Source organism: Gilliamella sp. X-60 (assembly GCF_057063585.1).
The window spans coordinates 1-13327 of record NZ_JBXSQJ010000009.1 but is presented as its reverse complement, the minus strand read 5'-3'; the positions used below and the strand labels follow the sequence as shown (position 1 = coordinate 13327).

General features: G+C 35.7%; 12 protein-coding genes. 8 read left to right on the top strand and 4 right to left on the bottom strand.

Going from position 1 to position 13327, the window contains the following annotated elements:
- The first annotated feature begins 20 nt into the window (after nt 1-20).
- The 7 genes from fabD to ACYIAM_RS06030 all read left to right on the top strand — a co-directional run bounded on the left by fabD (nt 21) and on the right by ACYIAM_RS06030 (nt 8756).
- Nucleotides 21-956 (top strand): ACP S-malonyltransferase, encoded by a 936-nt coding sequence (gene fabD / locus ACYIAM_RS06060; protein ID WP_483747627.1) that lies wholly within the window; start codon nt 21-23, stop codon nt 954-956.
- 18 nt (nt 957-974) lie between these two features.
- Nucleotides 975-1709 carry a 3-oxoacyl-ACP reductase FabG gene (gene fabG, locus ACYIAM_RS06055; RefSeq protein ID WP_483747626.1) on the top strand — a complete coding sequence of 245 codons (735 nt, stop codon included), beginning with the start codon at nt 975-977 and terminating at the stop codon, nt 1707-1709.
- A 150-nt stretch (nt 1710-1859) separates the two neighbouring features.
- Nucleotides 1860-2093 (top strand): acyl carrier protein, encoded by a 234-nt coding sequence (acpP, locus tag ACYIAM_RS06050; RefSeq protein WP_034910452.1) that lies wholly within the window; start codon nt 1860-1862, stop codon nt 2091-2093.
- Nucleotides 2094-2253: 160 nt separating this feature from the next.
- On the top strand, nt 2254-3498 hold the full coding sequence (gene fabF, locus ACYIAM_RS06045) for a beta-ketoacyl-ACP synthase II (protein WP_174797487.1): 1245 nt from the start codon (nt 2254-2256) through the stop codon (nt 3496-3498).
- Between the two features lie 189 nt (nt 3499-3687).
- Nucleotides 3688-7167, top strand: coding sequence for a DNA polymerase III subunit alpha (gene dnaE / locus ACYIAM_RS06040; protein WP_483747625.1), 3480 nt, complete (start codon nt 3688-3690; stop codon nt 7165-7167).
- 240 nt (nt 7168-7407) lie between these two features.
- Entirely contained in the window at nt 7408-8367 is a 960-nt protein-coding gene (gene accA / locus ACYIAM_RS06035) for an acetyl-CoA carboxylase carboxyl transferase subunit alpha (RefSeq protein WP_174797485.1), read from the top strand.
- A gap of 20 nt (nt 8368-8387) precedes the next feature.
- Entirely contained in the window at nt 8388-8756 is a 369-nt protein-coding gene (locus ACYIAM_RS06030; RefSeq protein ID WP_194240631.1) for a diacylglycerol kinase, read from the top strand.
- A 57-nt stretch (nt 8757-8813) separates the two neighbouring features.
- On the opposite strand, the gene ACYIAM_RS06025 is transcribed toward ACYIAM_RS06030, so the two are convergent.
- Genes ACYIAM_RS06025 through metK form a run of 4 tightly spaced genes read right to left on the bottom strand, consistent with a single transcriptional unit; the run spans nt 8814 to nt 11920 of the window.
- Nucleotides 8814-9656, bottom strand: coding sequence for a 23S rRNA (adenine(2030)-N(6))-methyltransferase RlmJ (locus tag ACYIAM_RS06025; protein ID WP_174797484.1), 843 nt, complete (start codon nt 9654-9656; stop codon nt 8814-8816).
- The gene (locus tag ACYIAM_RS06020) at nt 9656-10267 is read right to left on the bottom strand and encodes a hypothetical protein (protein ID WP_483747624.1); all 612 of its coding nucleotides are present in this window, start codon (nt 10265-10267) and stop codon (nt 9656-9658) included. Before ACYIAM_RS06020 ends, ACYIAM_RS06025 begins: the two co-directional genes overlap by 1 nt.
- 14 nt (nt 10268-10281) lie before the next feature.
- Nucleotides 10282-10785 carry a SprT family zinc-dependent metalloprotease gene (locus tag ACYIAM_RS06015; protein WP_483747623.1) on the bottom strand — a complete coding sequence of 168 codons (504 nt, stop codon included), beginning with the start codon at nt 10783-10785 and terminating at the stop codon, nt 10282-10284.
- Complete coding sequence (metK, locus tag ACYIAM_RS06010) at nt 10769-11920, bottom strand: methionine adenosyltransferase (protein WP_483747622.1); 1152 nt, start codon at nt 11918-11920, stop codon at nt 10769-10771. Before metK ends, ACYIAM_RS06015 begins: the two co-directional genes overlap by 17 nt.
- Before the next feature lie 215 nt (nt 11921-12135).
- On the opposite strand from metK, the gene murI reads away from it, so the two are divergent.
- Nucleotides 12136-12960: a glutamate racemase gene (gene murI, locus ACYIAM_RS06005; protein ID WP_174797480.1), complete on the top strand. Its 825-nt coding sequence runs from the start codon at nt 12136-12138 to the stop codon at nt 12958-12960.
- Nucleotides 12961-13327: the final 367 nt, after the last annotated feature.

Sequence of the window (13327 nt, the reverse complement as noted above, 5' to 3'; positions counted from 1 at the left end):
AATGATCAAGGATTTAAATAATGACCAAATTTGCAATGGTATTTCCAGGACAAGGCTCACAAGCTGTCGGCATGTTAAAAGATTTTGCTGATGATTTCTCGATTGTGAAATCCACATTTGATGAAGCTTCTGAAATGCTTGCTTATGATTTGTGGGATTTAGTACAAAAAGGTCCAACAGAAGAGTTAAATAAAACTTGGCAAACGCAACCAGCGCTACTTGCTTCATCTGTTGCAATATTTAGAGTGTGGCAAAGTGTTAATGGTGCTCAACCTGATTTTATGGCAGGTCATAGTTTGGGTGAATATTCGGCATTAGTTTGCGCTGGTGTGATTGATTTCAAAGATGCAATTAAATTGGTTGAATTACGTGGAAAGCTGATGCAAGAAGCAGTACCAAGTGGTACGGGGGCAATGTATGCCATTATTGGATTGGATAACGCATCCATTAGCAAAGCATGTGAACAAGCAGCACAAGATCAAATAGTTGCTCCTGTAAATTTTAATTCTCCGGGGCAAGTTGTTATTGCAGGTAATAAAGAAGCCGTTGAACGTGCTGGCGCATTATGTAAAGAAGCTGGTGCAAAACGTGCATTACCACTTGCTGTCAGTGTGCCATCACACTGCGCATTGATGAAACCAGCTGCTGATAAATTAGCAACGACGTTAAACGAGATATCATTTAGCACGCCAAAGTTTGCGGTTATTAATAATGTCGATGTTAAAGTTGAAACATCAGCAGAAAAAATCAAAACGGCATTGATTTCTCAGCTTTATAGCCCTGTACGTTGGACAGAAACTGTTGAATATATAGCAAAACAAGATGTAACACTTTTAGTTGAAATGGGGCCAGGTAAGGTGTTAACAGGCTTAACTAAACGTATTGTAGATACACTTTCTGGTTTGGCAGTTAATGATAAAGCATCATTAGAAATGGCATTAGAAAACACAAAGTAAAGGATAAAAGAGGTAGTTATGAATCTATCAGGAAAAATTGCTTTAGTTACCGGTGCAAGTCGAGGAATTGGTAAAGCAATAGCAGAAAAATTAGTTTCATGTGGTGCAACGGTTATAGGTACAGCCACAACTGAAAAAGGTGCTGAAGCGATTGGCCAATACTTAGGAAAAAATGGAAAAGGCTTTACTTTAAATGTAACAGATGAAACATCAATTGAATCTGTGATTAGTGCAATAAAAGCTGAATTTGGTGATATTGACATTCTAGTCAATAACGCAGGTATTACGCGTGATAATTTATTAATGCGAATGAAAGAAGATGAATGGCAAGATATTTTAGATACTAATTTAACATCCGTTTTTCGTTTATCTAAAGCATTAATGCGTGCAATGATGAAAAAACGCTATGGCAGAATTGTTACTATTGGCTCAGTAGTTGGTACAATGGGGAATGCCGGCCAAGCTAACTATGCGGCTGCGAAAGCAGGATTAATTGGTTTTAGTAAATCATTAGCTCGCGAAGTGGCATCTCGTGGTATTACGGTTAATGTTGTTGCACCTGGTTTTATTGCAACTGATATGACTGATGCATTGACTGAGGAACAAAAAGCGTTAACATTAGCGCAAGTTCCTGCAGGGCGTTTAGGTGAGCCAACAGAAATCGCTAATGCGGTTGCCTTTTTGGTTTCAGATGAAGCATCTTACATTACTGGTGAAACTTTACATGTCAATGGTGGCATGTATATGGTGTAATTGGCTAGAATAGTGTAAAATGGGTCAACACTTTGATGTTTTGAATAAGAAATAAGCAATTGGGTTGAAAAATGATTGGCATCTTTTTCAACATTTTATAAACTTACATTCACCGCCACTTTCGGCGATTTTTATAGGAAAAAAAAGAGTATGAGCACTATTGAAGAGCGAGTTAAGAAAATTATTGTTGAGCAACTTGGTGTAAAAGAGGAAGAAGTTAAAAACGAATCTTCTTTCATTGAAGATCTTGGCGCTGACTCTCTTGATACGGTTGAATTAGTTATGGCTTTAGAAGAAGAATTTGATACTGAAATTCCTGATGAAGAAGCTGAAAAAATTACAACTGTTCAATCAGCAATCGATTATATTACTGCAAATCAATAAGGTTAGCAGAGTTTTCATAATAGGCGGTCAAATGATCGCCTAGTTTGTATTTGTGTTTATAATTTTTAAACTAAAGAAAACTTGATATAAATCCTTAGAAAACTCGAAATAAAATTTTCAATGATTCAAATTTCATTTCAATCCTTTCCTGGAGGACAATGTGTCTAAACGCAGAGTTGTTGTTACTGGAATGGGCATGATATCTCCTGTAGGTAATACAGTTGAATCCACTTGGCAAGCTTTATTAGCTGGACAAAGTGGCGTTGAACTCATAGAGCACTTTGATACTGCCCCTTTCGCAACGCGCTTCGCAGCGATGGTTAAAAACTTTAATGGCGAAGATTATAATATTTCACGCAAAGATGCGCGTAAAATGGATTATTTTATCCAATATGGTATCGCTGCGGGTATGCAAGCAATGCAAGATGCTGGCATTGAGATCACGGAAGAAAACGCAAAACGTATTGGCTGTGCTATAGGTTCAGGTATTGGTGGACTTGGATTGATTGAAGAGAACCACAGTGCATTAGTCAATGGTGGACCGCGTAAAATCAGTCCTTTTTTTGTACCATCAACAATTGTTAATATGATTGCTGGTCATTTATCCATTATTTATGGATTAAAAGGGCCAAGTATTACTATAGCAACAGCATGTTCTTCTGGTGTGCACAATATTGGTCATGCTGCACGTATGATTGCTTATGGTGATGCAGATGCGATGTTAGCTGGTGGGGGAGAAAAAGCTAGTACTCCACTTGGTATTGGTGGTTTTGGTGCTGCTCGTGCATTATCGACCAATAATGATGATCCTAAAGGTGCAAGTCGTCCATGGGATAAAGATCGTGATGGTTTTGTGCTTGGTGATGGTGCTGGTATTATGTTCTTAGAAGAATATGAACACGCCAAAAAGCGAGGAGCTAAAATCTATGCTGAACTGGTTGGATTTGGTATGAGTGGTGATGCTTATCATATGACTTCACCTCCAGCTGATGGCAGTGGTGCGGCTTTAGCAATGCAATGTGCACTGCGTGATGCAGGCATTAACCATGAGCAGGTTGGCTATATCAATGCTCATGGTACATCGACACCTGCTGGCGATAAAGCTGAAACTGAAGCCGTAAAAAGTATTTTTAAAGAAAATGCCAACAAAGTTATGGTTAGTTCAACTAAATCAATGATAGGTCATTTATTGGGTGCTGCTGGAGCGGTTGAATCTATTTTCACTGTACTTGCACTGCGTGATCAAGCTGTGCCACCAACAATTAACCTTGATAATCCTGATGAGGGTTGTGATCTTGATTATGTTCCGCATACAGCACGTCAAGTTAAGAATTTAGAATACGCACTTTGTAATTCTTTTGGTTTTGGTGGAACCAATGGTTCAGTATTATTTAAGAAAATCTAATTTCTTGCTATCCGCCGATAATATCTATTGGCGGAATATCTTTAATAAATGATTTTTCACTTATAAATCTTATCATGAAAAGAACCTTTATCTTTTCTCAGTTTGAACTAACAATTAAAGAGAATAAGAATATCCCTCTTGCTTGTGTTATAATTTCACAATAACTTTATAGCTTCACTTCTGGTAATTATGGCGGAACCTAAATTTATTCATCTTCATTTGCATAGTGATTTCTCGATGGTTGATGGAATTGCGAAAGTTGGCACATTAGTAAATGAAGTGAGCAAGTTACAGATGCCGGCTTTTGCGATCACAGATTTTACTAATCTTTGTGGATTAGTTAAGTTTTATGGTTCAGCAATGTCAAAAGGTATTAAACCGATCATTGGTGCAGATCTTGCTATTAGAAGTTCTCAAATGCCTGATGATATTTATCGTTTAACTCTTTTAGCAGCTAATAATCAAGGATATCAAAATCTTACTTTGTTGATTTCTAAAGCTTATCAGCGAGGATATGTCGGTGATTTGCCAGTTGTTGATAATGACTGGCTAATTGAGCACCGAGCTGGATTAATTGTATTAGCAGGGCGAGAAAGTGATATTGGGATCGGTATTGTTCGTAATAATCAAATAATCGTTGATAATGCTATTAATTTTTATCTTGAAAATTTTGGTAAGCATTTTTATTTTGAATTAGTACGCACTAAACGAACCAATGAAGAGCTATTTATTCATCGAGCTGTGAATTTGGCTGAACAATATTCGTTACCCGTTGTTGCAACTAATGATGTTCGATTTTTGAAATCTTCTGATTTTGATGCTCACGAGATTCGTGTCGCTATTCATGATGGTAATACGCTAGAAGATCCTTCTAGACCTAAAAACTATTCGGCAGAGCAATATCTACGTTCAGAACAGGAAATGTGCGAACTATTTTCTGATATTCCTGAAGCACTGGAAAATAGTGTTGAAATAGCTAAACGCTGTAATGTTTCTATCCGATTAGGCGAATATTTTTTACCTAAATTTCCAACCGGCGATATGTCTACTGAAGACTTTTTAGTGCATAAATCACGTGAAGGGTTAGAAGAAAGGCTAGCGTTTTTATTTCCCGATCCAGCAATTAGAAAGCAAAGACGACCAGAATATGACGAGCGCTTAGAAACCGAATTAACAGTAATTAACCAAATGGGTTTTCCTGGTTACTTTCTGATTGTCATGGAGTTTATACAATGGTCAAAAGATAATGATATTCCAGTAGGGCCAGGGCGAGGTTCTGGTGCTGGCTCGCTAGTTGCGTATGCTTTGAAAATTACCGATTTGGATCCACTTGAGTTTGATTTACTTTTTGAACGTTTTTTAAATCCAGAACGTGTTTCAATGCCAGACTTTGATGTTGATTTCTGTATGGAAAAACGCGATCTGGTTATTGATCATGTCGCTGATATGTATGGACGAGATGCGGTTTCTCAAATTATAACCTTTGGTACCATGGCAGCTAAAGCAGTAATCCGAGATGTTGGAAGAGTGCTTGGGCATCCTTATGGGTTTGTCGATCGTATTTCAAAATTAATACCTTTAGATCCAGGTATGACACTAACCAAAGCTTTTGAAATTGAGCCTCAGTTACAAGAGTTATATGATAATAATGAAGAAGTCAAATCATTAATCGACATCGCACGGCAATTGGAAGGTGTAACTCGAAATGCTGGTAAGCATGCCGGTGGTGTTGTGATCTCACCAACTAAGATTACTGATTTTTCGCCAATTTATTGTGATCCAGAAGGCCATCATCCTGTTACTCAATTTGATAAAAATGATGTGGAATATGCAGGTCTTGTGAAATTTGACTTTCTAGGCTTACGGACATTAACCATTATTGATTGGGCAATCAAAATGATTAATGAACGTCAGCTGCGAGAGGGTAAAGAAAAAGTCGATATTACTCGAATTCCTTTAGATGATGAAAAATCTTTCGAATTATTATTAAAAGCTGAAACTACAGCGGTGTTCCAACTTGAATCCCGTGGCATGAAAGATTTAATAAGACGTTTAAAGCCTGACTGTTTTGAGGATATGATCGCTTTAGTCGCATTATTCCGTCCAGGTCCCCTACAATCAGGTATGGTCGACAATTTTATTGACCGAAAACACGGACGAGAAGAGGTTTCTTACCCTGATATTAAGTACCAACACGACTCATTAAAACCTATTTTAGAACCCACTTATGGTATTATTTTATATCAAGAACAAGTTATGCAAATCGCACAGACTCTTTCAGGTTATACACTGGGAGGTGCTGATTTATTGCGCCGAGCTATGGGTAAGAAAAAACCTGAAGAGATGGCAAAGCAACGTTCTATTTTTAAAGAAGGTGCTGAAAAACAAGGCGTTGATGGTGAGCTGTCGATGCGAATATTTGATTTGGTTGAAAAATTTGCCGGATATGGTTTTAATAAATCTCACTCGGCAGCTTATGCACTTGTTTCTTATCAAACTTTATGGTTAAAAACTCACTATCCTGCCGAATTTATGGCTGCGGTTATGACTGCCGATATGGATAATACTGATAAAATTGTTGGTTTGGTTGATGAATGTTTACGGATGGGGTTAAAAGTCAATCCTCCTGATATCAATAGTGGCCTGTATCACTTTCATGTAAATGATAAAGGTGAGATTGTTTACGGTATTGGAGCTATAAAAGGTGTCGGTGAAGGGCCTATTGAGGCAATTGTTGAAGCACGTAACAGTGGGGGATATTTCAAAAATATTTTCGAACTTTGTGCTCGAACTGATATGAAGAAGATCAATCGTCGAGTACTTGAAAAACTCACTATGGCAGGAGCTTTTGATAAATTAGGACCGCATCGAGCGGCTATATTGCATAGCATTAATGATGCAATGCAAGCGGCAGATCAATATGCTAAAGCGCAAGATATTGGTCAAGAAGATATGTTTGGTGTTTTGGCGGAAGAGCCTGAACAAGTTGAGCATGCTTATGCTGCAGTTCCCGAATTACCCGATCAAGTTTTGCTTGATGGCGAACGTGAAGCGTTAGGACTTTATTTAACGGGGCATCCAGTAACACAATATTTAAAAGAATTAAACCGTTATACCGGAGGACTGAGAATTAGTGAAGCTTCTCCAACGGGTTGGGGTAAGATGGTTACTTTTGCTGGTATTGTTACTGATGCTCGGGTTCGCATTACTAAAAAAGGTAAAAAAATCGGTTTGTTCACCTTGGACGATCGTTCTGGGCGTATTGACGGTATGCTTTTTGCGGAGTCTTTAGATAATTTCGGGCATTTACTTGTAAAAGATAAGATCTTAATTGTTACCGGTCAAGTTAGTAATGATGATTTTAATGGTGGTTTTAAAATATCAGTGCGCGATATTGCTGATCTAAAAGATGCTCGAGCTAAATATGTAAAAGGATTGTCGATTACTTTAACTGAAAGCGAAACAAATCAAGCAATATTGCAGCGTTTACAACAATTGTTTGAACCTTATCGGCATGGCAGTGTGCCAGTTAACTTATATTATCATCGAGATGATTTAGTTGTTAGGATTCAATTTGGCACGACATGGAGGATCATTCCTGAAGATGCTTTGATAGTTGAGTTAAAGACATTACTTGGTATTGACCGTATTGAATTTGATTTTGAATAATTTAAATAAACTTATGAATAGCAGTTTGATTATTAACATTGGTGAATAAAAAAACTGCTTCTATTAAGTTTATGTAGCTAAATTTTGGAAAAGTTGAAGCCTATTAATATAAATATAGGTGACTTCAATGAGTATTACATAGTAGAATTGGTTTAATTTTATCTTCAGAATTAGTCAGTATACTATTGAATAGTGTATTTTTTAAAGTACCGAATGAATTAAGAGGCAATTACAAACGTTATGAACAATTTTTTGGAATTTGAAAAGCCGATCGCGGAATTAGAAGCAAAAATTAATTCCTTAAAGAATATTGATTCACAACAAGTTGAATTAGATATTAATTTAGATAAAGAGATTAAGCAATTACATAAAAAAAGCCGTGAATTAACAAAAAAAATATTTGCTAATTTAACCCCTTGGGAAATTGCACAACTAGCTAGACATCCAAATCGTCCTTATACATTGGATTATATAAAAGAAATTTTTACTGATTTTGATGAATTAGCCGGTGATAGAGCTTATGCTGATGATAAAGCAATTGTTGGTGGCATTGCACGTATCGATGGGCGGACAGTGGTAGTTATTGGTCATCAAAAAGGTCGTGAAACTAAACAGAAGATTTATCGAAACTTTGGTATGCCAGCCCCAGAGGGTTATCGTAAAGCTTTACGGTTAATGCAATTAGCCGAACGTTTTAAATTACCAATTATCACTTTTATTGATACTCCTGGGGCGTATCCTGGTATTGGTGCTGAAGAACGGGGTCAAGCAGAAGCTATTGCACGTAATTTAAGAGAAATGTCACGCCTTAAAGTGCCCACCATTTGTACAGTCATTGGTGAAGGTGGATCTGGGGGAGCACTAGCGATTGGTGTAGCAGATAAAGTAAACATGCTTCAATATAGTACTTATTCTGTGATCTCACCAGAAGGCTGTGCTTCTATTTTGTGGAAAAGTGCTGATAAAGCTCCTGTTGCTGCTGAAGCCATGAATATGACAGCAGATAATTTATTAAAGTTAAATTTGATTGATTCAATCGTGCCTGAGCCACTTGGTGGGGCTCACCGAGATTATACCGCTATATCTGTTTCACTCAAAACCCAGCTACTTAGTGATCTTGATGAACTTGAAAGTATGGATTTATCTGTATTACTAGAAAGAAGATTTCAACGTTTGATGAACTATGGTTATGTAAGATAATTTAAATCAGGGACAGTATAATGAAAAAATCGACAGGATTACTTCGTATCTTTAATGCGACGAAATACTCTTTAAAAGGTTTAAAATCAGCCATTAAACATGAGGCTGCATTTCGTCAAGAGTTAATTGTATTGGGTTTGGCTTATGTCATTGTAATGCTGGTTGATTTTTCTATTTATGAACGCATCTTATTACTTGGTTCGATCGGTGTTGTGATGATCACCGAGTTAATTAATAGTGCAATTGAGTGTGTTGTTGATCGTATCGGCCATGAAAGACATGAGCTATCTGGCCGAGCGAAGGATTATGGTTCAGCAGCTGTATTTTTATCGTTATTATTGACTGTGATCTTATGGATTTATTTATTTTCTTGTCACTTTTTTCCGTGATTTTTTATTGAAACATATACTTTCCTGAAAGTTTTTGACAATAGATAACTAATAAAACTATTCAGAAACGAGTTCTTTAATAATAAAACTTCCAGTCTTTTCACTATCTAACGTTGTTTTTAGCCATGGCATAACTATACTCATTTGTTCATGTAATTTCCATGGTGGGTTAATTACTATCATCCCTGATGCGGTCATGCCTTTTTGGTTATTGTCTGGTTTTATTGCTAGCTCAAACTGTGAAATTCGTTTAATACCTAAATTCACAATGCCATCAATCATTTTTTGCGTTTGACTACGAGATACTACAGGATACCAAATTAAATAGATACCAGTAGCAAAACGCTTATAGGCTTCAAACAGTGCTGTAGGTATTCTTTGATAATCGTCTTTTATTTCATAGGAAGGATCGATCAATATTATCCCACGGCGTGAATTTGGTGGTAACTTCGATTTTAATTGAGAAAAGCCATCTTCACGTAATACTCTTGTTCGTTTATCTTTATTAAATTCTTGTTTTAATAAAGGATAATCGGTTGGATGTAATTCGGTGAGATTGAGCTTGTCTTGCTCACGTAATAATTGCTTAGCAATTAATGGTGAGCCAGGATAATATTTTAATTCATCAAAAGGATTATATCGTCTTAGTACCGATATATAGGTATTGAGCAATTGAGGGATATTTGATTGTTGCCAAATCAAATTAATTCCTAATAAATATTCACCTGTTTTTGCAGCATGTTCACTCTTTAATAGGTATCGGCCAGCGCCTGAATGTGTATCTAAATATAAAAAAGGTTTTTCTTTTTCTTTTAATGATTCAATACAGAATGTTAAAACAATATGTTTTAATACATCCGCATGATTACCAGCATGATAACTATGACGATAGCTTAACATTATAAATTCTCCTTCTTTTGTTCATTTTTTTGCATATAAAAGGTCGTTAAAGCTAAACAAAGAAGGCAGGGGATTTCCATTAATTCTTCTATTAAATCTTTTCGATCCCTTGTTATAACTAATAATTCATGGCCAATGCGGCGGTGTTCTGCAATATCAGCTATACCCAAGAATAAAAAAGCTAAAAATATATGCCAAACTGGAATTTTTTCAAATTTGTAGCGACGAACAATTTCTCGGCGAATTGTAGGTAAAAATATACTGAGTATTGGAAGTGCTATTAAAAAACTAGCAATAATTTTATAATAAAAACGCGGTACTTCAGGAAAAAAGTCTCGCCCCCAGCTAATTCCCCGACCAAAAAGCATCAACCACCAAAATATTGTCCAAATCCAAAATTTATATAGCTCTGAATGTTCAGCTATTTTTTTTGCATAACAATAGGTATAGCAGCACATAAATAATAAAAAGAGTGATTGAACATGTTCAATAAGAGTAACGGTAAGTCCATTATATAAAGGTATAAAGAAATTACCTATAATATAAAGAATAATACCAAGAATAACAATCGATAAGGAACTTTTGTAAAAATGGAAATCTAATTTACACATACAATATTTTAATATTAATTAGCACGTTTAAGTTTGAGTATAGTACCGCATTTACGACATAAATAACTAGTTTTATTATTTTGAATTTTATTGTGTCTTATAGATGTTAGGTGATGTTGTTGACACTTGCAGTTGTATAAATAAGTATTGCGTTGAACTGTAAAATGATGAGTTGTAGTTGGAATTTTGCCTAATATTTTGGACATAATATATTGCCATTGTTTACCGTGTGGCTTTACTTTTCCAAATTCCTTAAAAACAATTAGATGTGCCAATTCATGAGGTACAACTTCCTCAATAAAATGTGTACCATTTTCTAATAACATTATTGAATTAAGTTGAATTTCCCAACGTAATAAAAAGGCACTACCTGCAATGCTACCTTTGGGCTTATAGACAATTTTAGGCTCTTTATATTGAGTATGTAGAAGTTGATTGGCTTGTATTAAGTAAGTTCTTAAACAAGCCATTACCTGATTATGTAAATAAATTGGGATGCGTTTATAATCCTGCTGCATCGCGAAGTAGTGCTGCTTTATCGGTTTTTTCCCAAGGGAAGATATCTCGCCCAAAATGACCATAACTTGCAGTTTGTTGGTAAATTGGCTGAATGAGGTCAAGCATCTGAATCAATCCATAAGGTCTTAAGTCAAAAAATTCTTTGATAAGTGAAACAATTTTATGGTGATCGATTTTTTCAGTGCCAAAAGTATTAACATAAATTGATGTAGGATTGGCAATACCAATTGCGTAAGATATCTGTAATTCACATCTGTCAGCAAGTCCAGCCGCAACAATATTTTTGGCAACATAGCGTGCAGCATAAGCTGCTGAACGGTCAACTTTTGACGGATCTTTTCCTGAAAAAGCACCACCGCCATGACGTGCGGCTCCGCCATAAGTATCTACAATAATTTTGCGGCCAGTTAACCCACAATCTCCCATTGGACCACCAATAACGAAGCGTCCAGTTGGATTAATAAAGTATTTTGTCCTTGAAGTTAACCATTCGGTTGGTAATGTAGGTTTAATGATTTCTTCCATAACAGCTTCATGTAATGCTTTTTGTTCAATGGCTTCTGAATGCTGTGTAGATAAAACGATAGTATCAACCCCTTTTACTTGACCGTCTTGGTAAATTAATGTGACTTGGCTTTTTGCATCGGGCCTTAACCAAGGAAGTGTGCCATTTTTTCTGACTTCTGCTTGGCGACGCATTAAATCATGAGCATAACTTATGGCTGCAGGCATAAAGTTTGGCATTTCATTGGTCGCATAACCAAACATAATACCTTGATCGCCCGCACCCTGTTCTAGTGGATCTTGTCGATCGACACCTTGATTGATGTCAGGAGATTGCTTGCCAATAGCATTCAGCACCGCACATGAATTTGCATCAAATCCCATTTCAGAACTGGTATAACCAATATCATTAATGGTTTTTCGAGTTAATTCCTCAATATCTACCCAAGCTGAAGTAGTGATTTCACCACCAACTAAAGCCATACCCGTTTTTACATATGTTTCACAAGCAACACGCGCTTTTGGGTCTTGCTTTAATATTGCATCAAGTACGGCATCAGATATTTGATCGGCAATTTTATCTGGATGACCTTCTGAAACAGATTCTGAAGTAAATAAAAATTCTGACATGGATACTTTCCTTAAATTAATTTTGCATAATGATTGAAATATAAAATTCAACTTTAATGTATTTATTTTAGCAGTTTTACCATCTAGACGTCTAGCTTATAATTTATCGAACAAAATGCAGCATTGTGGTTTAGCTAAAATTACTTGCTTTAATTTTTAATCAATTTACGATATTGCGCGTTTCTAATTTATTATTTAATAACCTATAGCTAAAAATGAGCATCACAAAACAATTTCCTTCAGTTTTAGTATTTGATTCAGGTATTGGTGGTTTATCTGTTTATAATGAAATCTATAATAAAATACCTAATGTACATTATATTTATGCATTCGATAATGAAATGTTTCCTTATGGAGATAAATCGTCAGAATTGTTAATTAATAGAGTAAATTCGGTCATTGAAGCTGTTACTCAATTTTACTCAATTGATTTAGCGGTCATTGCCTGTAATACTGCTAGCACTATCTGTTTGCCTAGTTTGCGCTCTAAATTTTCGTTTCCTATCATTGGTGTTGTACCTGCGATTAAACCAGCTAGTTTGCTTACTAAAAATAAATGTATAGGGTTATTAGCAACCAAAGCTACAATTAAAAGAACGTATATAATAGATTTAATCCGGCAATTTGCAACGCATTGTACTGTTCAGTTGTTAGGCCTCTCAGAATTAGCACTTATAGCCGAAAATAAATTACAAGGTGGTACTGTAGATATGCAACAACTGAAAGAATTAATGCAACCTTGGCTTGAATTACAAACAATCCCCGATACAATAGTGCTTGGTTGTACGCATTATCCTTTTATTAAAAAAGAATTACAGATGATTTTTCCTCAAGCTACCTTTATAGATTCAGGCAATGCGATTGCAACAAGAGTTTATAATTTGTTAAATGATAAATACGTTCTGAATCAAAAACCTTTATCAGCATCTGAAAATATTGTACTGAGTACCAACTATAATCAGTCTGTAGAAAAATTGATTAAAAAATTATCTGATTATAATCTTAATAAATATCATACTATTAAAGTTTCTGATGTTTGAATATTGCGCTAACGAATAAATATTTAATCTTTTTTGCTTGCTAAAAAAAAAGAAGCCTCTATAATGCGCATCCACTGACACGCAGTCAGCGACAAGCAGGCGGTGAGTGAGTTAAAAATAAGATCGAAAATTTGAAAAAAGATCTTGACGAATAAAAAAGTGTAGCGTAGTATACGCAGACCTTGAGACAGCAAACTAAATTAACAAAAGTTGATTAGATATTGAAGCTGTCAGCTCTTTAAAAAAAGAAACAGACAATCTGTGTGGGCACTTGCGAGACAAAGAATGAAAAGTCTACGGACTTAAAAATTAAGTCTTGATAAGTGACACTGAAGATTCATTTGAATATGTCAGAGACAGTTATTGA